At 69.7% G+C, this 20,574-nt stretch carries 19 protein-coding genes and 1 tRNA gene; 10 read left to right on the forward strand and 10 right to left on the reverse strand.

The genetic code is table 11. From position 1 onward, the window contains the following. A complete protein-coding gene (pgl, locus tag RL72_RS17335; protein ID WP_045252101.1) occupies window positions 1-780 on the forward strand; it encodes a 6-phosphogluconolactonase in 780 nt (259 codons plus the stop codon). A gap of 51 nt (window positions 781-831) precedes the next feature. Here pgl and RL72_RS17340 read toward each other — a convergent pair whose 3' ends face one another. Further along, a complete protein-coding gene (locus RL72_RS17340; protein ID WP_420847431.1) occupies window positions 832-2,004 on the reverse strand; it encodes a DMT family transporter in 1,173 nt (390 codons plus the stop codon). Between the two features lie 43 nt (window positions 2,005-2,047). Between RL72_RS17340 and def the strand changes: the two genes are divergently transcribed. From def to RL72_RS17370, 6 genes are all read left to right on the forward strand, one after another. Then, window positions 2,048-2,614, forward strand: coding sequence for a peptide deformylase (def, locus tag RL72_RS17345; RefSeq protein WP_082072480.1), 567 nt, complete (start codon window positions 2,048-2,050; stop codon window positions 2,612-2,614). A gap of 103 nt (window positions 2,615-2,717) precedes the next feature. After that, window positions 2,718-2,790: transfer RNA gene (locus RL72_RS17350), tRNA-Asn, on the forward strand. 368 nt (window positions 2,791-3,158) lie between these two features. Next, on the forward strand, window positions 3,159-3,353 hold the full coding sequence (locus RL72_RS17355) for a hypothetical protein (protein WP_156156832.1): 195 nt from the start codon (window positions 3,159-3,161) through the stop codon (window positions 3,351-3,353). Then, on the forward strand, window positions 3,350-4,696 hold the full coding sequence (locus RL72_RS17360; RefSeq protein WP_052674480.1) for a glycosyltransferase family 2 protein: 1,347 nt from the start codon (window positions 3,350-3,352) through the stop codon (window positions 4,694-4,696). Before RL72_RS17355 ends, RL72_RS17360 begins: the two co-directional genes overlap by 4 nt. Continuing rightward, a complete protein-coding gene (gene wecB, locus RL72_RS17365) occupies window positions 4,693-5,868 on the forward strand; it encodes a non-hydrolyzing UDP-N-acetylglucosamine 2-epimerase (protein ID WP_045252104.1) in 1,176 nt (391 codons plus the stop codon). Before RL72_RS17360 ends, wecB begins: the two co-directional genes overlap by 4 nt. 64 nt (window positions 5,869-5,932) lie before the next feature. Beyond that, window positions 5,933-7,648, forward strand: coding sequence for a DUF2334 domain-containing protein (locus RL72_RS17370; RefSeq protein WP_052674481.1), 1,716 nt, complete (start codon window positions 5,933-5,935; stop codon window positions 7,646-7,648). A gap of 231 nt (window positions 7,649-7,879) precedes the next feature. Here RL72_RS17370 and RL72_RS17375 read toward each other — a convergent pair whose 3' ends face one another. Then, complete coding sequence (locus tag RL72_RS17375) at window positions 7,880-8,617, reverse strand: hypothetical protein (RefSeq protein WP_045252105.1); 738 nt, start codon at window positions 8,615-8,617, stop codon at window positions 7,880-7,882. Window positions 8,618-9,318: 701 nt separating this feature from the next. Here RL72_RS17375 and RL72_RS17380 point away from each other — a divergent pair. Then, a complete protein-coding gene (locus tag RL72_RS17380) occupies window positions 9,319-9,927 on the forward strand; it encodes a helix-turn-helix domain-containing protein (protein ID WP_169748252.1) in 609 nt (202 codons plus the stop codon). 57 nt (window positions 9,928-9,984) lie between these two features. Here the strand turns inward: RL72_RS17380 and RL72_RS17385 are convergent, their stop codons facing one another. The 5 genes from RL72_RS17385 to dusB all read right to left on the reverse strand — a co-directional run bounded on the left by RL72_RS17385 (window position 9,985) and on the right by dusB (window position 15,699). Beyond that, window positions 9,985-10,362, reverse strand: a complete 378-nt coding sequence (locus RL72_RS17385) for a VOC family protein (RefSeq protein WP_045252107.1) — start codon at window positions 10,360-10,362, stop codon at window positions 9,985-9,987. Window positions 10,363-10,434: 72 nt separating this feature from the next. Next, entirely contained in the window at window positions 10,435-11,205 is a 771-nt protein-coding gene (locus RL72_RS17390) for an ATP-binding cassette domain-containing protein (RefSeq protein WP_045252108.1), read from the reverse strand. Between the two features lie 54 nt (window positions 11,206-11,259). Continuing rightward, the gene (gene dnaG, locus RL72_RS17395) at window positions 11,260-13,140 is read right to left on the reverse strand and encodes a DNA primase (protein WP_045252109.1); all 1,881 of its coding nucleotides are present in this window, start codon (window positions 13,138-13,140) and stop codon (window positions 11,260-11,262) included. Further along, on the reverse strand, window positions 13,140-14,555 hold the full coding sequence (locus tag RL72_RS17400) for a deoxyguanosinetriphosphate triphosphohydrolase (protein WP_045252110.1): 1,416 nt from the start codon (window positions 14,553-14,555) through the stop codon (window positions 13,140-13,142). The genes dnaG and RL72_RS17400 overlap by 1 nt, the downstream gene beginning before the upstream one ends. After that, on the reverse strand, window positions 14,545-15,699 hold the full coding sequence (dusB, locus tag RL72_RS17405) for a tRNA dihydrouridine synthase DusB (protein WP_045252111.1): 1,155 nt from the start codon (window positions 15,697-15,699) through the stop codon (window positions 14,545-14,547). Before dusB ends, RL72_RS17400 begins: the two co-directional genes overlap by 11 nt. 60 nt (window positions 15,700-15,759) lie before the next feature. Here dusB and RL72_RS17410 point away from each other — a divergent pair, with 60 nt between their 5' ends. Further along, on the forward strand, window positions 15,760-16,251 hold the full coding sequence (locus RL72_RS17410; protein ID WP_045252112.1) for a glutathione peroxidase: 492 nt from the start codon (window positions 15,760-15,762) through the stop codon (window positions 16,249-16,251). Between the two features lie 34 nt (window positions 16,252-16,285). Here the strand turns inward: RL72_RS17410 and RL72_RS17415 are convergent, their stop codons facing one another. Next, a complete protein-coding gene (locus tag RL72_RS17415; RefSeq protein ID WP_045252113.1) occupies window positions 16,286-16,969 on the reverse strand; it encodes a DsbA family oxidoreductase in 684 nt (227 codons plus the stop codon). Window positions 16,970-17,023: 54 nt separating this feature from the next. Between RL72_RS17415 and RL72_RS17420 the strand changes: the two genes are divergently transcribed. Continuing rightward, window positions 17,024-17,593, forward strand: a complete 570-nt coding sequence (locus RL72_RS17420; RefSeq protein WP_045252114.1) for a P-loop NTPase family protein — start codon at window positions 17,024-17,026, stop codon at window positions 17,591-17,593. Between the two features lie 17 nt (window positions 17,594-17,610). Here the strand turns inward: RL72_RS17420 and RL72_RS17425 are convergent, their stop codons facing one another. Together RL72_RS17425 and RL72_RS17430 are read right to left on the reverse strand one after the other, a co-directional pair. After that, entirely contained in the window at window positions 17,611-18,555 is a 945-nt protein-coding gene (locus RL72_RS17425; protein WP_045252115.1) for a tetratricopeptide repeat protein, read from the reverse strand. Next, window positions 18,552-20,423: a DUF8094 domain-containing protein gene (locus tag RL72_RS17430; RefSeq protein ID WP_082072482.1), complete on the reverse strand. Its 1,872-nt coding sequence runs from the start codon at window positions 20,421-20,423 to the stop codon at window positions 18,552-18,554. Before RL72_RS17430 ends, RL72_RS17425 begins: the two co-directional genes overlap by 4 nt. Window positions 20,424-20,574 lie beyond the last annotated feature (151 nt).

A 20,574-nucleotide genomic window follows, 5' to 3' on the forward strand; every position in this document is an offset into this window, starting at 1 on the left:
ATGGCCTCCGACTCCCCCGCCAAGCGCGTCGTCATCGACGCGGATCCCGTCTCGCTGGCGCGGCGCGTCGCCGACCGCTTCCTCGTGCGCGTCCAGGCGCGCATCAAGGACGGGCGCCTCGCGCACATCGCCCTGACCGGCGGGAGCATGGGATCCGCCGTCCTGCGCGCGGTCGCGGAGGATCCTCGCGCCCACGAGGTGGACTGGTCGCTCGTGCACTTCTGGTGGGGCGACGAGCGCTTCGTCCCCAGGGACCACCCGGATCGCAATGCCGGTCAGGCGCGCGCCGCCCTGCTGGATCGGATCTCCGTCCCGGCCGAGAACGTGCACGAGATGGCCGCGAGCGACGCGGGCCTGACGCTCGATGAGGGCGCCGCAGCCTACGCCGCAGAGCTCGCGCGTTTCGGTGAAGAAGACCGAGCCTGGCCGTCGTTCGCGGTCTGCTTCCTCGGCGTCGGACCGGACGGCCACATCGCCTCGCTGTTCCCGGATCGGCCGGAGATCACCGTGATCGATGCGGCCGTGCTTCCGGTGCGCGACTCCCCCAAGCCGCCCCCGGAGCGGATCACTCTGACCCGCCCGGTGATCAACGCGTCCAAGCGGGTCTGGCTCGTGCTGACCGGAGCCGACAAGGCCTCCGCACTGGGCCTGGCCCTTGCGGGCGCCAACTACGAGAACGTCCCGGCGGCCGGCGCCAAGGGTCGCAAGCGCACGGTGTTCTTCGTGGATGAGGCTGCCGCCTCCGAGGTCGCACCCGACCTCATCGACGTGGACTACTGACCCGCACCGCGGCGCCGTCGTCGAAAGGCGCCGCGGTCGGAGTCGAGCGGATCAGCGGCCGTCGGATCCGTTTCCGCGCTCGGTGGCGCCGCCGCGAGGCAGGTCGTCCCGCCGGATCGGAGCCACGTTCGTGGGCCATTCCGGTGCGTCCGGATCGTCACCCGGCGCCGGAGGCTCTGCGGAGCGCGAAGGCTCCTGAGTCGTCTCGCCGTTCGCCTCCGACCCGGTCGGGGCGGCGGCTCCGCCGCCGCTGCCGCGGGTGATGGGCAGTTCCTGACTCTCGCTGACCACCTGCGGGTGGTATCGCGCCAGCGTGACGACGCCCCAGCCCGCGATGGCCCCCGAGATCCCGAAGGCGACGAAGACCCAGACCGGGGCCGCCGCACCCTCCTCGAGCACGAGCAGCCCGATCAGGACCGCCACCATGGGATCGATCACGGTCAATCCGGCGATCACCAGGTCGGGCGGGCCGGATCCGTACGCGGTCTGCACGAAGTAGGCGCCCGCGGCGCCGGCCGCGATCAGCGCGATCACGCACACCGCCGTGAGCCAGTCGAACTGGCCGGACTGGATCCGGACCAGCACCGCCTTGGCCAGTGTCGCGACGAAGCCGTACAGGATTCCGGCGCCGCTGACGTAGAAGAGCGCGCGCATGCGGTGCCGCAGGATCAGCCAGCAGGTGCCGAGAAGGATGATCACGAGAAGCAGGATCGTGAGGATCGTGAACAGCTGGATCTCGCTGATGTCGCGCTCGACGGCGAACAGCGCGGCGAACAGCACGAAGATGAAGATGCCGCCCACGCACGCGAAGATCGATACCAGCGAGCGCTTCGTCGGAGCCACGCCGCTCACCCGCGCGTTGAGCAGCGTGGTGATCACGAGCGCGATGGCCCCGAGCGGCTGCACGACGATCAGCGGCGCCTTCGTGAGGGCGGCGAGCTGACAGACGATGGCCAGGACCAGCATGAGCGTGCCGACGATCCAGGAGGGCCGCGTCAGCAGCCCCTTCACCTGCTGCCAGCTCAGTCCCGTAGCCGCGTCTGAGCCGCTCAGCCGCTCGACCTTCTCGACGCCCCGGTGCTGATACTGCGCGCCCAGCGACATGAACACGGCGCCCGCCAACGCGAGCGGGATGCCCATCAGCAGGCCGGGGTTCGCGAACACGCCGGCGAGGTGTTCGCCGACGTCCGCCGCCCCCATGTTCCGCGTCAGGTCCTCAAGCACCCTTCGAGACTACCCGCCCCTCGCCGCCGACTAGGGTTGACGCGTGGCAGTGCTTCCGATTCGCATCATGGGCGACCCCGTCCTGCATTCCCCCGCCGACCCGGTCGGCGAGATCACCGACGAGATCCGCACGCTCGTGGCGGACATGTACGAGACGATGGACGTCGCGCCCGGCGTCGGCCTCGCGGCGCCCCAGGTCGGCGTCGGCCTGCGCATCTACGTCTATTCGTACGTCGATGACGACGAGAACCCCTGGCGCGGCGAGATCATCAACCCTGTGCTCTGGATCGCCCCTCTCGAGCCCGGCTCCCCCGATCCCGATCTGGAGTCGGAGGGCTGCCTGTCGTTCCCCGGCGAGCGGTTCCCGCTGCGCCGTTCCGAGCGCGCGCTCGTGACCGGGACCGATCTGAACGGCGACGACGTCCGCATCGAGGTCGACGGCTGGCGGGCGCGGATCATGCAGCACGAGTTCGACCACCTCGACGGCATCCTCTACGTCGATCGCCTCGACGACGGCGATTGGAAGACCGTGCAGAAGATCGCCCGGAAGCGCGGCTGGGGCCGCCCCGGCGCGAGCTGGCTCCCGGGAGTGGACAACCTCGAAGGGTGACCGACCCCACCCCGGCGGGCGACGCGCCCGGGCGGCGGCCCGAGGCGGGATGAACGGTCAACCTTTGCTATAGTTGACGAGTTGCCCGCGCAGCGGGGAGCATTCCTCGGTAGCTCAATTGGCAGAGCAGCCGGCTGTTAACCGGCAGGTTCTTGGTTCGAGTCCAAGCCGGGGAGCAATCCCCCGAAGCCCCGTCCTTGCGACGGGGCTTCGTCGTTGGTGAGCTCAGCGCCGACATGAGCCCGTCACGACTGACGCCGACACGATGCTCATCGCATCCGAGCTCACGGCATCGCGCACAAGAGCCGACGGTCTGCGTGCGAACGTGGAATCAGGCGAGCATGAGCAGTCTCGTCCGTGAATGCGTCGAACTCGATCACCGCGCCATGGACTGCGAAGAGCACGACCTCGATGCGCGGCATAGTCGTGAGGATCGAATGCGGCGCCTCCCACGACAGACGTGGGGCCGTGCACCGCAATCCAGGGCTCGCCGGGGGGACGCAGCATCGTGGTTAGCAGTACGGTTCTTGTCGACCTTCTTCACGTGGTGAACGGCGGCGCCAGATTCCTGCTGATGTTCTGCGTCGGCATGTTCCTCGCCTACTGGCTGTTCGCCGCTTTCGCGCTCGTCACGGCGTCACTGCGTCACCGCACGCGGCAGCGGCGCCGACCGCGATTCGCCGGGCACACCGACGAACTGTACCCGGTACGCGCTCACGATGGGGCGCCGACACGGTGATCCTCGTCCACGGTCATGTCGTCGATGCGGTGCTGGCGGTCATGACCCTCTTCATCCTGTCCGGCATCGTCTACAACCTCCTCCTCTACGCGCTCTCTCTGCGCAAGCCGCTCGTGGCATTGCATCGCCGCCGACGAGGTTCCGGCGACCTGCGCCCCGTGGTGTTCGTGCTGCCCTGCCTCGACGAGGGCCGGGTGATCGGTGCGAGCATCGATCGGCTGCTCACGCTCTGGCGACCCGGGATCCACATCCTCGTCGTGGACGACGGATCCGCGGACGACACCTCGGCGATCGTGCTCCACCGTTCGCACCCGGCTCTGCACCTGCTGCGGCGGACGCTTCCCGAGGCTCGCCAAGGCAAGGGCGAGGCGCTCAACGCCGCGATCGCGCACATCAGGTCGGGGGCGGTGATCGATGACGTGGATCCCTTCGACACCATCGTCTGCATCGTCGATGCGGACGGGCGTCTCGACCTGCACGCACTCGACGACGTCCTGCCCTTCTTCGACGACCCCTCGATGGGCGCCGTCCAGATCGGCGTCCGCATCAACAACAGGGAGAGGAACTGGCTCGCCCGAATGCAGGACATCGAATTCGTGCTCTACACGAACATCTATCAGCGGGGTCGTCGGCATCTCGGCAGCGTCGGCCTGGGAGGCAACGGACAGTTCGTGCGTCTGGCGGCGCTCGACAGCCTCGGCGCCGCTCCGTGGTCCCGCAGCCTGACCGAAGACCTCGACCTCGGCCTCCGGCTGCATTTCCGCGGGTGGGAGGTGGAGTTCTGCCCGACTGCGTTCGTCCATCAGCAGGGCCTGGTCGAGGTCTCGAAGTGGATCAGGCAGCGCACACGGTGGTTCCAGGGGCACCTGCAGAGCTGGCCCCTCGTACCGGAGCTGCTGGAGACGACGCACGGCCTCAGCCGCGCAGATCTGCTCTATCACGTGACCAGCCCCTTCCTCCAGATCCTCAGTTCGGTGCTGTCGGCAGGCCTGGTGCTCGCCGTGAGCGCAGACGCGATCGAGGCGACGCTGGGAACACTGCGCCCCAGCACGTGGTGGCTCGTGATCTATCTGCTGACCTTCGGAATGTCGTTCTTCCATGCGAGGACCTACCTGCAGGTGGAACGCGATCATGCGCTCACGCCGTCACGCGCCGTCGTCCTGCTCCATGGCTACGTCTTCTACTCCCTGCTCTGGTACGTCGCGGCGTGGAGGGCGCTCGGGCGCACGCTCCTGCGACGCAGCTCGTGGGCGAAGACCGCTCGGCTCTCCGAGGTCCATGGTCGCGCGCAGAACACACGAATAGGACGAGGAACCGACCGACCGAAAGAGATGAACGCATGACGTCTGACCCGCTTCCGCTCGCGCAGATCCGCGTCATGGCGGTCTACGGCACCCGCCCCGAGGCGATCAAGCTCGCGCCGCTGATCGCGGCCCTCCGCGCGGACCCGCGGTTCCACACGCACGTGGTCGTCACCGGCCAGCACCGGGAGATGCTGGACCAGGTCCACCGCGCATTCGGCATCGCGCCCGATGTCGACCTCGACATCCACTCCCCCGGACAGACCCTCGAGAGCATCAGCCGGCGAGTGCTGCGCGGCCTGACGCCCGCACTGCACGAGCTGCGGCCGGACGCCGTCCTGGTCCAGGGCGACACGACGACGAGCTTCACGGGGGCGCTCGCCGCTTTCTACGCGAAGATCCCGGTCGTCCATGCGGAGGCCGGCCTGCGGACCGGCGACCTCCTCTCGCCCTTCCCCGAAGAGGGCAATCGGCGACTCATCTCGCAGATCGCGGCGCTGCACCTGGCGCCGTCCGCACTCGCGCGGCGCAACCTCCTGTCCGAAGGGATCGACCCGGCGACGATCGCGGTCACCGGCAACTCGGTGATCGACGCGCTCCTCCATGTCGTCGCGCGAGGCGAGCCGCTGGCCGCGCCGCTCGCCCGGATCCTCGACGAGAACCGCCCGATGCTGCTCGTCACGACCCACCGCCGCGAGTCCTGGGGCCCGCCTCTCCGCCGGATCGGGTCGGCCCTCGCGCGGATCGCGGACAGGTTTCCGGATCATGATCTCGTCCTGCCTGCGCACGGCAACCCGCTGGTGCGCGCGACGATTCTCCCGATTCTCGAGAACCGCCCGAACATCCTCGTCGTCGACGCCCTGCCCTACACGGACTTCTGCCTGCTGCTGCAGCGCTGCCGCCTGGTGCTCACGGACAGCGGCGGCGTTCAGGAAGAGGCTCCGGCGCTCGGCAAACCCGTCCTGGTCATGCGCGACACGACGGAACGGCAGGAAGCCGTCGACGCTGGAGCGGCGCGGCTGGTGGGCACCCACGAGGAGGCCATCGTCGACGCCGTGACCCTCCTCCTCCGTGATCCGGCTGCCTACGACCGGATGGCGCAGGCGGTGAACCCGTACGGGGACGGTCAGGCGTCACGCCGGACGGTGTCCGCGATCGCGCGACATTTCGGACGGGCGGATGCCGTCGACGAGTTCGTGCCGCATGCACGCTGAGCTCAGGCTCCCTGCCCGGTCACGATCGCTGAGACGCATCCGGCGGTTCGGGTGGGCGGCATTCATGGTGGCGCTCCCGACGGTCTGCGTCGGGAGCGTGTTCGCGTTCACGGACGACGGTCTCGTCCCGGGCGAGGGCTCGCCCTTGGCCCAGGAATTCGCGACCGCGGCACCCCAGACACCGCAGACGGCCTCGCCCCGGCTCAGCCCGAAGTACGGCCTGCAGAACGGTGTGTCGACACTCGTGCTCTACGACGACACGGCACCGCGGGAGTTCCGCGGCGAGGTGTCCGCGATCGCCGCCGGCAACCTGGCGACGCACTTCGGCGAAGCAGAGATCGTCCCGATCCGTGAGTACACCTCCGGTCGGATGGCGGGCTTCACCGCGGTGATCTACGTCGGGGTGTCCGCGGACACGGTCGTGCCGCAGGCATTCGTCGACGACGTCCGCGCGGCCACCGTGCCGGTCATCTGGCTGGGAGCGAACAGCGACGCCCTGGCACAGAGCCCCTCAGGCGGCGAGAGCTTCGCCGCTCAGTACGGCTGGAGCCCGGACGCCCCGCTCGATGTCGCGAGCAAGGACCTGACGAAGCTCCGGTACAAAGGGCAGGACCTCCCCCGGGCACACCCTACCGATGCCACGATCTGGATCCCCGGCGGCGTTCAGCCGGGTGTGGACGTGGTCGCCACCGCGACCTGCGCCGTCCCCGCGTCGTCCGCCGGGTGCCGACCTCCGTCGGGCACGGGGCTGCAATCCGTGCCGTGGGCGATCCGGTCGAACAACCTCACCTACGTCGCGGAAGTGCCGCTGTCCTTTATCGACGAGAACGGCGGGTACCTGGTGTTCGCAGACCTGCTCTCCCCGGCTCTCGCTCCGGGGCGGGCACCGGTGCGGCGAGCCGCGGTGCGCATCGAGGACGTGAATCCGGAATCGGATCCCTCGGAGCTTCGCGCCTTCGCCGACTACTTCGCGGCACGCAAGATCCCCTTCCAGGTCGCTGTCATCCCGATCCTGGTCGATCACGCGCCGGGCAGGAAGGCGCCGTACGCGCTCAGTCTGAGCGACGCGCCCGAGGTCGTCGACGCCCTGAGGTACATGCAGGATCATGGCGGAACCCTCATCCAGCACGGAACGACCCACCAGTACGGGAGTCTCCCCAATCCGTACAGCGGCCGCAGTGGCGACGACCACGAGTTCTACCGCTACGGCTGCAGCGCCACCGCGGCCCCGCCGTATCGCTGGGAACCATGCGGATCCGATTCCTGGGTGGAGAAGCAGGGTCCCCTCCCCGACGACACGATCGCGGCGAACCGTCAGCGCCTCGAACAGAGGAGGCAGGCGATGATCGACGCAGGCCTCGGAGCGCCGACGATCTTCGAGACCCCGCACTACTCGGCGTCCGTCAACGCCTACCTCGCCATGTCAGGACTCTACGACGCACGGTACGAGCAGGCCGAGTACTGGCCCGGTTCACTGACATCCGCAGCGGCGACCCCGGATGACGCGTTCGAACAGTTCTTCCCCTACACGGTGCACGACATCTACGGCACCACCGTCTATCCCGAGGACCTGGAGAACCCGACGCTGACGGCGCAGAACAATCACCCGGCCCGCTCGGCCGCGAGTCTCGTGGGGCGGGCGAAGCGCAATCTGGTCGTCACCGACGCGACGGCGAGCTTCTTCTTCCATCCCTTCCTGAAGCTCTCCATGGTCGATGAGATCGTCACCGGCATCCAAGGCCTCGGCTATCGGTTCGTACCCGTGACCGACTTGCAGTGAGGCGGTCGCCGCCATGCCCGCGTCCTCGCCGTGAACAGATGAAGCCGGCACGGGCGGGATCCCGTGCCGGCTCCCGATCGACTCCGGGGAGGGAAAGGTCGATCGGTTCGGAACCCGTGACGGGCCCCTTCCGCCGCCGACGTGAGTCCCCATGGCTGCGGAGCAGCCCCTCCGTCTGCGGCGGCCTTCGACAGGCGCGACGTGCGCCGCGCGTGCCGAAGACGACGGCGGTCAGGCGCAGGCCAGACCCAGCGAGACGATGCCGTAGTCGTCGTTGTTCACGCCGTTGCCGAGCACACCGGTCCACCGCACCTTGAGGTACACGGTCCCCGTGATCGGCGCGACGAAGGTGGAGGTCGCCGTGTAGCTGGCACCCAGGACGCCACCGAAGCCGTAGTAGCCGCCCGGACCCGGTGCCGTCGGGCTCGTGACCTGGACGGCGCCCGCGTGGCGCGTCGACGTCGTCCGCGAGTAGAAGGAGTTGGTCCACGCGTAGTCGAGGGCGTTCGTGTTCGCCGTGGTGCTCCACCCGACGTCCATGAACTGCTCTGCGCCGCCACCACCTGCGGCGCTGTCACCGCGGCTCCCCTGCACCTCGTAGGTCCAGGTGTACGTGCGACCGGCGCAGACCTCGATCGGAGTGGAGATCCAGAAGTACTGATAGAGCATGGTGATCCCGACACGGTCGGGAAGGGCCTCGAGCTGGCCCGGGTTGAGCGGCGACTGGTCGGCGAAGAGGAACGGCCCGCCGCCGAAGTTGCCGTCCTGCTTCATCCCGCCCGGCCAGCTGCCCGAGTCCATCAGGAGCGGCGTGGAGGCAGCGCACGGGCACGGCCCGCTGGCTGCCGCCTGCGGGAGGGTCGACGCCGCGGCGATCACCGGGACGGACCACGCGGCGCCCTTGATGATGGTCCGGCGGGTGATCGTCCGCGAGGTGCGAGCGTTGACCAGGTGGTCGTTGTCGTTCATTCGATGTCCCCTTATGTGTATGAAAGACCGATGCGGCGATCACCTGTGCACCGTGGCGATGACGTCGTCACGGGCCAGGGCAGACCGCTCCGGGATTCGCGCAGCACTCGCCGCCCCAGCGGCCGTGCATGCCTCGATGAGGTTACGGAACGACGGAAAGACGGCATCTCGACGCACGGGAATCGTGCGAGGTCTTGAACAACAAGATGCGAGGATCTGACACTCCGTTCCGGATTCTCAACGCCCACAGCCTGCTTTCTCCACAAACGACGACAATGCCGAAAGGAGTCGGCGTCTTCCACGTCTCCACAGGCAGAACGATCGAAACCGCGGAAAGTGGCACCTGACGCGAGGAATGGTCGGCACTGGATCAGCTGCCGTGAGAGGCATAGTGTCGCGCTAGCGGAAGGAAACGGGCCATGACCCCGGAGCGGAATGAGACGGGCACCGCGTGGCGCCCCTCGACGGAGAGCGAACTGTCCCGGATCGGCTGGACCTGCGACACGCGACCAGCCCCTCGTGTCGATCTGGACGCGGCCGGCGACTCGCAGTGGAGCGTCGCGCGGCTGTGGACGACCCCCGGCCGGTTCCAGGCGGCCCCGTTCCCTGCCGGAAGCATGTGGGCGTTTCTCGGGGTGGACGGCGTCGGGACCGTGACAAGCGGAGCGACGGAGTCCCGCATCCGCCCGCAGGAGCTTCTCGTGGTGCCCGGCGATCAGCCCACGGAGAGCAGTGCCTCCGCGCCGTGGGCGCGCATCATCTGGCGCTTCGAGACCAGGCTCCTGCGACAGGCGAGCTTCGACTCACTGTTGGGGCGCGTCCACAGCCTCAACGATGCGCACTTCAACCTCCTGACGGCCATGACAGGTGCGATCGCGCTCGCGCCCGCGACGGCCTGGGATGCGAGCGCCGCCTACGTCGACTACGCGCTCGCCAGCAGCATCGCGGCTGCGCTCGCGGACGCCGCGGGGCCCGTGCATCGTCAGCTTGCGAAGGATCGAACGGGCCATCTGCGCGACGCGATCCGCCTCATCGACGACAAGTACCTGGACCCGACCGTCAAAGTCGAGGACATCGCCCGCGAGCTGGCGATGTCGCTGTCGTACCTGCACCGGTTGTTCGCCGAAGTGGGCACCACCCCGGCCCGGGAACTGGAACGCCGCCGGGCTCAGCGAGCCTTCGCCCTTCTCTCCTCAGTGCAGAGCCCCACCGCGGCGGCGCTGGAGGACGCCGCACACCGTTCAGGGTTCTCCTCCGTGCGGCGCATGCGGTACACGATGCGCCGCGAAGATCAGCGGCCACAGCACTGACCGGGGTGCGGGCGGCGCGAACTCTCCCCGCCCCGTCCGCGTTCCGCGAGGGGCGGCTCAACCGGCCTGAACGACCCAGATCCAGTTCCCGTCGGGATCGTTGACGGAGAACATCGCCGGCACGGGGCCACCGGCCGGCATCTCGTTCGCGACGTCGAGTCCGACGGCCTGCAGCCGCGCCTTCTCCGCGACGAGATCCGCGACCTCGATGCCGATGGATCCCCCGCCGGGCTCGCCTCCCATCGGCGGGTTCACGGCGAGGCGCGCCGTGGAGCCGACGGGAGCGACCTCCACCCAGCGCCCGGCGTCGGCACCCGCTCCCCAGTTCACGTCCATCCGGACCTCCCAGCCGAGGGTCCCGGTGTAGAACGCGACGGCGGAATCCTGATCGGCGACCGTGAACATCGCGACGGCGATGGCAGCTTCTGAGCTCATGCGCCGAGTCTCGCACCGTGCTCCGATCACGGCAACAGACGAGGCCGTGGAAGCCGTCGCCGCGTTCGGGCGTCAGATCGCGTGATCGGCCCCCGGCGTCCACAGCAGATCGGCGCCGACACCCCGCGCGACCACGTGCCCATCCCTGATCATGAGCGTCGCCGCACCCAGCTCGCGGGCGAACGCGGCGTCATTGCTGACCAGCAGGGCCGCCATGCCTCGCTCTGATCGACGTCGAGTGATCGCGTCGAACACCACGGGCCGCACCTCCAGATCGAGGTTCGCGAGAGGCTCGTCGGCGATCAGCACCCGAGGGTCGAGGACGAGCGAGCGGGCGATCGCGACCCGCTGACGCATCCCGGCACTGAGCTCGTACGGGAACGACGCCGCGAGCCCGAGCGGCAGGTGAAGCTCGTCCAGGAGGGTCGCCACGCGGATGGACAGCGCCTTGACGTTCACCCGGCGCTCGCGCTGCAGGATCGGCTCGGCGATGATCTCGTGCACCGTCAGTTGCGGGGTAAGCAGCGCGCCCGCATTCTGCGGCAGGTAGCCGGCCCGATACGTGAGCTCGCGAAGCCGACGCCCCGGGTGACGCACGGACACCCCGCACACCGTCGCCGAACCGCCGACCACCTTGATCGACGGATCGGAGACCCCCGCCAGGGCCCCCACCAGCGTCGACTTGCCGGATCCGGTCGCGCCGGCGATGCAGATGAGCTCGCCGGCGTCCAGCGAGAAGGTCACGCCGTCGATCGCGCGCGTCGGCGCCGAGTGCCCCGCGCGGTCGATCACGAGGTCCTCGCAGACGATCGCCGCCGATGGGTCCCCGCTCGAACGTGCCATGGCTCCCATCCTGCCTGAATCCGACGACGACAGGACAGCCCGGCGCGGCGGGCCTCAGGACTCGATGTACCGCTGCCGCTCGGCGTCGATCTCGACAAGGCGCCGGGCGATCGCCCTGGCTCCGTCCGAGTCGGCGGGCAGACGCTGGATCGCCCCCAGCAGTTCGCTCTTCTCGCGCTGGAGCCCGCGGACGATGAGACGCCGGCACAGATCCGTGGCCGATGCCCGCGCACCCTGCTCATCTCGCGCGGGGAACGCCGCCATGAGCAGCTCGCCGGCGAGACCTCGATACGGCTCCCGCACGGCGTCGACCGCCTGCAGCGCCCATCCGGGCCGCTGCCGATCCGCCACCTGCGCGATCGCGTCGCGCACGGCATCCAGTGCGGGCACCGCGAACGGCGTGCTGACCGCCCGCTGAAGCAGATCGGCGTCCAGCTGGTGCCCGTACTGCAGGGCGCCCATCAGGGCGTCCCGCTCGAGCGGCGCGTCGCCGGTGCGCGGCAGCGTCGCGAGCGTCACGACAGGAGCGGCCGAAGGCGCGTCACCCGGCGTCTGCGGCGCCGAGGCGACGGGCGTGGACGACTGCTCACGCGAGGCGGGCGTGCCGTCGCGTCGACGCCGCTCGTGGCGTCGCACCTCGGCGTGCACGTCGGTCGGGTCCATGCCGAGGCGGCGGGCGAGGATGCGCTCGTACTCCGGGCGCAGGAGCGGGTCCCGGATCTCGGCCACGATGGGCGCCGCGGCCCTGAGCGCTCCGACGCGTCCTTCAGCGGTGCCGAGATCGAAGGAGGCGATCTTGCGATCGATCACGAACTCGAACATCGGCACCTTCGTCGACATGAGACCGCGGACCGCCTGGTCGCCGCGCAGCAGGCGCAGGTCGCACGGATCCAGCCCGTCGGGCGCCACCGCGACGAACGTCTGCGCGTTGAACCGGTCGTCCTCCGCAAAGGCGCGCAGGGCCGCCTTCTGGCCCGCCTCATCGCCGTCGAACGTGAACACGACCTCACCCGCCGCCGAGTCGTCGCCCATGACGCGCCGCAGCAGTTTGATGTGCTCGGCACCGAAGGCCGTGCCGCACGTGGCGATCGCGGTCGTGACGCCGGCGAGATGGCAGGCCATCACGTCCGTGTATCCCTCGACCACGACGACGCGCTTCGGGTCTCCCCGCGAGATGTCCCGCTTGGCGAGGTCCAGCCCGTAGAGGACCTGGGCCTTCTTGTAGATCGGCGTCTCGGGGGTGTTCAGGTACTTCGGCCCCTGATCGTCGTCGTAGAGCTTGCGCGCGCCGAAGCCGATGGTCTGGCCCGTCACGTCGCGGATCGGCCATACGACGCGGCCGCGGAACCGGTCGTAGACGCCGCGCTGGCCTGCCGAGACGAGACCGGCCGCGGTGAGCTCGTCCCGCGTGAATCCCTGCGCGCTGAGCGCCTTGAGCATGCCGTCCCAGCCCCGGGGCGCGTAGCCGACGCCGAAGTGCGCGGCAGCGCCCGCGTCGAATCCGCGCTGCCCCAGGAAGGCGCGCGCCGACTCGGCCTCGGGGCTGAGCAGCTGACTGCGGAAGAACTCCGCCGCCGCGGTGTTCGCCGCGTACAGACGACTCCGCCCGCTCGTCTCCGGTGCGGGCCCGCCGTCCTCGTAGTGCAGCGTGTAGCCCACGCGCGCGGCGAGGCGCTCCACCGCCTCGGTGAAGCTCACGTGATCCATTTCCCGCAGGAAGGAGTACACGTCGCCGGACGCACCGCAGCCGAAGCAGTGGTAGTAGCCGACCTGGGGCCGCACGTGGAAGCTCGGGCTCTTCTCGTCGTGGAACGGGCACAGGCCCTTGAGCGATCCCACGCCGGCGGACTTCAGCGAGACCCTCTCCCCCACGATGTCGGCGATGTTGGTGCGCGACTTGACCTCGTCGACGTCGGCCTGCGCGATCCTCGGCATCAGCGCCCGCCGTCGCCGGGCAGCGCGTGCAGCGCGGCGGACCGGGCGGCGTGCGCGGCGCGCGGCCGGGCGTGCCGCGGCGACCAGATCCCCACCTCGGCGGGATCGATGTCGCCGACCAGGCGATTGTGCCAGTCCACGGCCGTCTGATCGGTCAGGCTCGCGATCTGGTCCACGACCACCCTCGCGCGCTCGGCATCGGATCCGGCATCGTGGAAGTCTGCGGCGAACGCCGGCTCGAGCACGTCGGCGCCGGCGGTCCACAGCGCGTCGGTCGACCAGAGCGCGTCGGCCAGGCGCTTGAGCACCCGGCGCTGCTCCTTGTAGACGCCGCGGCGGGCGTCGATCGTGACGATGGCCTGCCCCATGATCCCCTTGAGCACTGCGATCTCCGCCTCGATCACCCGCGGCACCACGACGTGCGCGTTGTAGCGCGCGAGGTTGGCACCCGGGTACGCCTCGCGGGTCGCAGACACCGCGGCGCGCGCGAAACGCCCGATCATGTCGCTCGTGAGGTTCTTCAAGCGGGCGAGGTCGCGCCGGGACCGGTCGAACGACGTCAGCCACATCGGCTGACGCGTGAGCCGGTACAGCGCGTCGGCCAGGTCCTCGCGGCTGTAGTCGTAGCCGACCCACTGCTGGATCCGTCCGACCAGCGCGTGATGCTCCGCCGGGTCGGCGAGCTGCGCCACGTCGAGGTAGCCGTTGACGATCGCGTCCTCGAAGTCGTGCACGGAGTAGGCGATGTCATCGGACAGGTCCATGATCTCGGCCTCGATGCAACGCAGCCGCCCCGGGGCGCCTTCGCGCATCCAGCGGAACACGTCCTCGTCCTCGGGGTACACGCCGAACTTCAGCCGTCCGCCGGGATCCGGTATCGGACTGTCCGCCGTCCACGGGTACTTGCAGGTCGCGTCGAGGCTGGCCCGGGTCAGGTTGAGGCCGACGGATCGGTCTCGGTCGTCGAGCACCTTCGCCTCGAGCCGGGTCAGGATCCGCAACGACTGCGCGTTCCCCTCGAAGCCGCCGATGTCCTCGGCCCACTCGTTGAGAGCGCGCTCGCCGTTGTGACCGAACGGCGGATGACCGAGATCGTGGCTGAGGCAGGCGGTGTCGACGACGTCGGCGGAGACGCCCAGCGCGACGGCGAGCTCGCGACCCACCTGGGCGACCTCGAGCGAATGCGTCAGGCGGTTGCGGGCGAAATCGGCGGTCGACGCCGGGCTCAGCACCTGGGTCTTGGCGGCCAGACGGCGAAGGCCGGCGGAGTGCAGGACGCGCGCGCGGTCGCGGGCGAAGTCGTCCCGCTCGGAGCGGTGCGTCTCGGCGAAGAAGCGGGCCGCGTCATGCGCGTCATAGCCGGGCGCGAGCGGCACGATCCCGATCGCCGGCGCGGCCCCCACCTCAGCCGCCACTGTTCTCGACCTCGGCGCCGCGCATCATGTCGGTGACCTCGGCGGCGACCTCGCGGGAGTCCAGCCAGCCGTCGGGGAGCGCCGTGCGCTTGGGTGTGCCGGCGCGGCCTCGCTGTCCCTCCGCAGGAGCGCCGGGGTACGGCGCGTCGCCGAGCGCTCCCAGGATGTCGTCGACCTCCTGAAGCGTCGACACCCGGGCGAGAGCCGAGCGGATGTCACCGCCGACCGGATAGCCCTTGAAGTACCAGGCGACGTGCTTGCGGATGTCCTTGCAGCCGCGGTCCTCATCCTCGAAGAACTCCACGAGCAGCTCCGCATGGCGACGGAACGCGTCCTTCACGAATCCGAGCGTCGCGTCGACCTGCACGGCGTTCTCGTCGCCGAAGGCGCCCGCGAGCTCGCCGAAGAGCCACGGCCGTCCCAGGCAGCCGCGACCGACCACGACGCCGTCGCACCCGGTCTCCGCCATCATCCGCACCGCGTCGTCGGCGCTCCAGATGTCGCCGTTGCCGAGCACCGGGATCGAGGTGACCGCCTGCTTGAGCTCGCCGATCGCCGACCAGTCCGCGTGACCCGAGTAGTACTCCCCCGCGGTCCGCGCGTGCAGCGCGACCGCCGCGGCGCCGGCGTCCTCGGCGGCGCGCCCCGCGTCGAGGAACGTCAGGTGGTCCTTGCTGATGCCCTTGCGCATCTTGACCGTGAGCGGGATGTCGCCTGCGGCCTTGACGGCGCGCTCCACGATCTCCGAGAACAGGCCGATCTTCCACGGCAGCGCCGCGCCACCGCCCTTGCGGGTGACCTTGGGCACCGGGCAGCCGAAGTTGAGGTCGATGTGATCGGCACGGTCCTCGGCGACGATGATGCGCACGGCCTCGGAGATGGTCCCGGGGTCCACTCCGTAGAGCTGGATCGATCGCGGCGTCTCGCTCTCGTGATGCTGGATCAGCCGCATCGTGATCGCGTTGCGCTCCACGAGGGCGCGCGAGGTGATCATCTCGCTGACGTACAGGCCGGCGCCGTACTCGCGGCACAGACGGCGGAACGCGGTGTTGGTGATGCCCGCCATCGGGGCGAGCACGACGGGGACGTCGATGCGCAGCGGGCCGATCTGCAGGGGCCGGACGGGAGCAGGGGCGAGAGTCATATCCCTTCCATTGTCCCAGATCCGGGACCCGGGATGCCCGCCGCGCCTAGGCTTGTGCACATGCCCGCCACCCCGCTGCGCCAGATCCCCTTCACCGACGCCGAAGGGGCCACGCGCACCCTCGACGACTACGGCACCGGACCGGTGCTCGTCGTGAACGTCGCGTCCAGGTGCGGCCTCACGCCGCAGTACGCACAACTCGAGGAGCTGCAGCGCCGCTTCGGCGAACGCGGTCTCACCGTCGTCGGCTTCCCGTGCAACCAGTTCTTCGGCCAGGAGCCGGGATCGATGGATCAGATCCTCGAGTTCTGCTCGACGACGTACGGGATCTCGTTCCCGATCAACGACAAGGTCAAGGTGAACGGCCGCAGCGCCGCCGAGCTCTATCAGACGCTCAAGCAGACCGCGGACGGGAACGGCAAGGCCGGGCGCGTCGAGTGGAACTTCGAGAAGTTCCTCGTGGCTCCCGACGGATCCGTGCGCCGCTTCCGTCCCCGCCAGGTGCCGGACGATCCCGAGATCGTCGCGGCCATCGAGGACGCGCTGGCCTGACGCCCGCCCGGGGGGGGGCGAGCTTCCAGCGCGCTCAGCCCTCGAGGACCTCGGCGTCCTGGCCGCGCTTCGCCCAGAGCTCGCGCAGCACCCCGGCGAACGCCTCCGGCGGCTGCGCTCCGCTGACGCCGTACTGGCCGTCGATCACGAAGAACGGCACGCCCTGGATGCCGTACGCCTGTGCCTGCGCCTGATCGGCGCGCACGTCGACGAGGTGCCGCTCGCTGCGCAGCGCCTCCAGTGCGGAATCGCGGTCGAGTCCGATCTCCGCCGCGAGGTCGGCGAGATCCTCGATCCTCCCGACATGGCGCCCCTCGGTGAAGTACGCCGACATGAGGCGCTCCTCCATGTCCTGCTGGCGGCCTTCCGCCTTGGCGTGATGGAGCAGCTCGTGCGCCTTCACCGTGTTGGTGTGCTGCAACAAGTCGAAGCGGTAGTCCAGACCCGCGTCCTTCGCGATGCCGGTCACGCGATCGAGCATCTGCTCGACCTGCGCGCGCGGCATCCCCTTGTGACCCATGAGGAAGTCGGCCTCGTCGCCCTCGAAGTCGACCGGGGTGTCCGGGGAGAGCTCGAACGAGTGGAACGTGATGTTCACCTGCGGAGCGTCGTCGTCCCCCGCGGTGGCGGCAAGCCCCGCTTCGAGGTTGCGCTTGCCGATGTAGCACCACGGGCAGGCGATGTCGGACCAGATGTCGATGGAGATGGGTTCGCTCACACATCGATTCAACCGCATATTCCGGGCGGGTATTCCGAGTGCTAGCCTCGTCCGATGCCCGAGGATCCCGCGTCGCCGTCGTTCTCCGCGCAGCGCATCCTCATCGCCGGCATCACCGGCAGCGGCAAGACGACACTGGCACGACGTCTCGCGGAGCGTCTCGGCCTGCCGCATATCGAGCTGGATGCGCTGTTCCACGGCCCGGGATGGACGCCGCGCGCGTCGTTCCTCTCCGACGTGCGCGCCTTCGCGGCGACCGAGCGCTGGGTGACGGAATGGCAGTACAGCGCCAAGGGCACCGATCCGATTCTCGCGTCACGCGCCGATCTGGCCGTCTGGCTCGACTACCCCTATGCGATCGCTCGCGCCAGGCTGCTGCGCCGGACCGTCTCCCGCAGTCTCCTGCGCACCGAGATGTGGAACGGCAACCGCGAGAAGCCGCTCTGGGCGATGCTCCGCGGCGGCCCCGAGGAGAACATCCTGCGCTGGCAGACGGAGACCCGTGGAAAGTGGCGCGAGCGGATGCCCGCAGTGCGCGCCGAGTATCCCGAGCTCCCCGTGCTGCGGATGGCGCACCCGCGCGAGACGGAGCGCTGGCTCCAGGCGCTCCCCCGCATCCACTGACGCGCCCGGCGTCGTCCTCAGAACAGGAGGGTCGCCAGACGCCGGCGCGCCTCGGTCACCCGGGGGTCGGCGTCGCCGACCAGGCCGAACAGCTCCACGAGGCGCTCCCGCACCCGGCCCTGATCCTCGGCGGGAACTGCGGTGAACAGATCGAGGAGACGGGCGAAGGCGTCGGCGACGTGACCACCGGCGACGTCCAGATCGGCGACGGCGAACTGGGCGTCGACGTCGGTCGGCGCGGCGGCCGCGGCGGCGCGCACCTCGTTCAGATCCAGCCCCTGCGTGCGGTGCAGCAGACGCACCTGCCCGAGGCCCGCGCGCGCGTCCTCATCGCGGGGGTTCTCGGCCAGCGCCCTCTCGTAGGCGTCGATGGCCCCGACGTAGTCGCCCTGCTCGATCGCGTCGAACGCCGCCTGGTGCAGCGGCGGCAGCGGGGGCGCCTCCGGCTCGGGCGCATCACCCTCGGCCTCGACGTCGCCGACCGGGATCGTCCCGGTCACGCCGTGCTGCGCGGCGAGCTGCAGCAGCTGCGCGAACACCTCGCGCACCTGCTCCTCGGGCACCGCGCCGGTGAACAGCGGCACCGGCTGCCCCGCGACGAGCGCGACCACCATGGGGATCGACTGCGCACGGAAGCCCTGGGCGAGCTGCGGGTTGGCATCGACATCGACCTTGGCGAGCACGAGGCGGCCGGCCAGCTCGTTCACGACCTTCTCGAGGATGGGGCTCAGCTGCTTGCAGGGTCCGCACCACTCCGCCCACAGATCGACCACGACAGGGACGCTCTGCGAGAGCTCCAGCACCTGGCCGAACGTCGCATCGGTCACATCGACGACGAGCGGGAAGGCGCCTCCCTCGCCGGAGGCCGGCGCCGGTGCGCCTTGAGCAGGAGCTGCCGGGCGGTTGCGCAGCGAGGACAGGTCGACGGCGCCGCGGAGGGCGGCTGCGGACATCTCGGTCATTTGATCTCCGTCACGCTCTGCAGCTGCTGGGACGCGGCCAGCAGCGTGATCTTGTCATCGGATCCCTGCGCCGGCACGGCGAAGAACAGCTGCACGCCGTACACGGAGACGAAGCCGGTGGCCGACTGGTCCACACCGGTGAGCGCCTTCGCAGAGGGGTTCTTGTCGAGCTTGATCACGGCGTCCGCCGATGTCGGCTTGATCGTCTGGGAGTCGTCGAGCGTGACCGAGACGATCGCGCCGCTGTCGATGCTGGACATCGACACCGGCGGCTCCTTGCCCGCGCTCGCGGCGAACGTGAGGCTCGACGTCGTGTCCGCGTTCGCGTCCTTGAGCGCCTGCTGGAGCGTCGCACGGCTGTCCTGCACCGACTTCGCGAACGCGAGCGCGGTCTTGTCGAACTTGTCGCGGAACTCGCTCTTGTCGCCCTTGTCGATCACGTCCGCGAACTCCGAGGCAAGCTTGTTCGGCTCGGCGGCGAGGAACGGGGAATCGGGCGGCGTCAGCTTCGCGCCCAGCCACGCGGGTGCCATGTTCGGCAGCTTGGCGGAGGCCTGCATCTCCGCGACGGACGAGATCTTGTAGTTCGACCACGGATCCGACTGCGTCATCGTCATGATGAGCGGGGCGACCTTCTCGTCGGTGCCGTGCTCGACGAGCATGAGCACCGTGCGCGGCCACGAGTCGTACGCCTGCGGGACGAGGATCTTGATCTTCTCCGCGGGGATGGTCGCGGGCAGGGCGAAGTCCGCCACGCTCTTGCGGACCGAGTAGGCCGTCTTGCGCGCCTCGAGGGCCGCGCCGTCCAGGCGCGTCGCAGCCTTGGCGGCGTCGAGGTTCTTATCGGCGTCGGCGAGCGTCGCGGAGACGCTCTCCAGGATGCGCGACGCCTGCGCCTCGGTCACCGCAGGCGCCTGCTGCCCGGCCTCGACGGCCTGGGTCTCGGTCGGCGACGGTGTCGGCGAGGGTGCCCCCTGGGGCCAGATGTCCGGCGTGCAGCCGGTGAGGAGCGCGGCCGTCACACCGACGGCGGGCAGCAGCAGCAGAGCCCGACGGCGCGGGCGCACGGCACGGCGCTCACGCACGGCGCCCTCCGACGTCGGCTCCTGGCCGGGATCGTCGGCGGACGCGGGCTTCCCCGAGGCGCCTTCGACCGCGGGAGCATCGGCACGCGTGCCTTCCACGGCTGCACGGTCGGCGACGTCGATCGGCTCGGTGAGCGGAAGGGGCGGCGGCGCCTTGCGTCGCGGGCCGCGACCGCGGCGGGAGTGACGGATCGCCAGCACATACAGCACGAGACCGAGCAGGAGGAAGATCCCGCCGACGACCATGAGAGGACCGGCCCACGGCGTCGCCGTGTCCAGCGGCCACTTCAGGACGACGTCTCGCGGGGCATCGGCCTTGCCGTCGGAGGCGACGAGCACGCTGACGCCCTCGGGCACCTGCATCCTGTCGCTCAGGGAGTTCTTGCCGGTGAAGCTGTCCAGCCACAGATCGGAACCCGCGGGGTTGCGCTCGAGCTGCTTGCCGTCGGCCGGCGAGACGGTGGGCTCGACCACCTTCGCGGACGTCTTCCCGTCCTTGCCCAGCGTGATGCGGTTGTAGCTGGTGTCGCTGAGCCAGGCCTGCAGATCGGCGGTGCGCGCCTGGGCGACGAAGATCGTGCCGTCCCCCTGGGCGACGAGCGTCTGCTCCCCCGGGTGGGCGCGGAGCACCGCGGAGTCGATCACCGTGTAGGCCTGCGGTGTCTTCACCGCCACTTCGGCCGTGACATCCTTGGGCCCGAGGAAGATGGTCCGCTGCGCGATGCCCGTCCCGATCAGGACGGCCGCCAGCACGAAGGCCACCACGGCCCATACAAAACGCACGAAAAGTCTCCTCCGCGATCCACGGGCGGTCACCCGCGATCTCCGCTCGACGTTTCAGACTAGCGAAACGACCTGTATGGATGCCACGAGGGCGCCTTCGACGGGCTCAGCGCCGATTCTGCGGCGATGCGTCGGTTCCCGCCAGCCACGC

It is taken from the genome of Microbacterium azadirachtae, from assembly GCF_000956545.1.
In the GTDB taxonomy this organism is placed as follows: domain Bacteria; phylum Actinomycetota; class Actinomycetes; order Actinomycetales; family Microbacteriaceae; genus Microbacterium; species Microbacterium azadirachtae.

Coding starts and splice junctions, on each gene's coding strand:
- pgl (WP_045252101.1), top strand. CDS start 1: ATGGCCTCCGACTCCCCCGCCAAGCGCGTCGTCATCGACGCGGATCCC.
- wecB (WP_045252104.1), top strand. CDS start 4,693: ATGACGTCTGACCCGCTTCCGCTCGCGCAGATCCGCGTCATGGCGGTC.
- RL72_RS17370 (WP_052674481.1), top strand. CDS start 5,933: ATGGTGGCGCTCCCGACGGTCTGCGTCGGGAGCGTGTTCGCGTTCACG.
- RL72_RS17375 (WP_045252105.1), bottom strand. CDS start 8,617: ATGAACGACAACGACCACCTGGTCAACGCTCGCACCTCGCGGACGATC.
- RL72_RS17385 (WP_045252107.1), bottom strand. CDS start 10,362: ATGAGCTCAGAAGCTGCCATCGCCGTCGCGATGTTCACGGTCGCCGAT.
- RL72_RS17390 (WP_045252108.1), bottom strand. CDS start 11,205: ATGGCACGTTCGAGCGGGGACCCATCGGCGGCGATCGTCTGCGAGGAC.
- dnaG (WP_045252109.1), bottom strand. CDS start 13,140: ATGCCGAGGATCGCGCAGGCCGACGTCGACGAGGTCAAGTCGCGCACC.
- dusB (WP_045252111.1), bottom strand. CDS start 15,699: ATGACTCTCGCCCCTGCTCCCGTCCGGCCCCTGCAGATCGGCCCGCTG.
- RL72_RS17410 (WP_045252112.1), top strand. CDS start 15,760: ATGCCCGCCACCCCGCTGCGCCAGATCCCCTTCACCGACGCCGAAGGG.
- RL72_RS17420 (WP_045252114.1), top strand. CDS start 17,024: ATGCCCGAGGATCCCGCGTCGCCGTCGTTCTCCGCGCAGCGCATCCTC.
- RL72_RS17425 (WP_045252115.1), bottom strand. CDS start 18,555: ATGACCGAGATGTCCGCAGCCGCCCTCCGCGGCGCCGTCGACCTGTCC.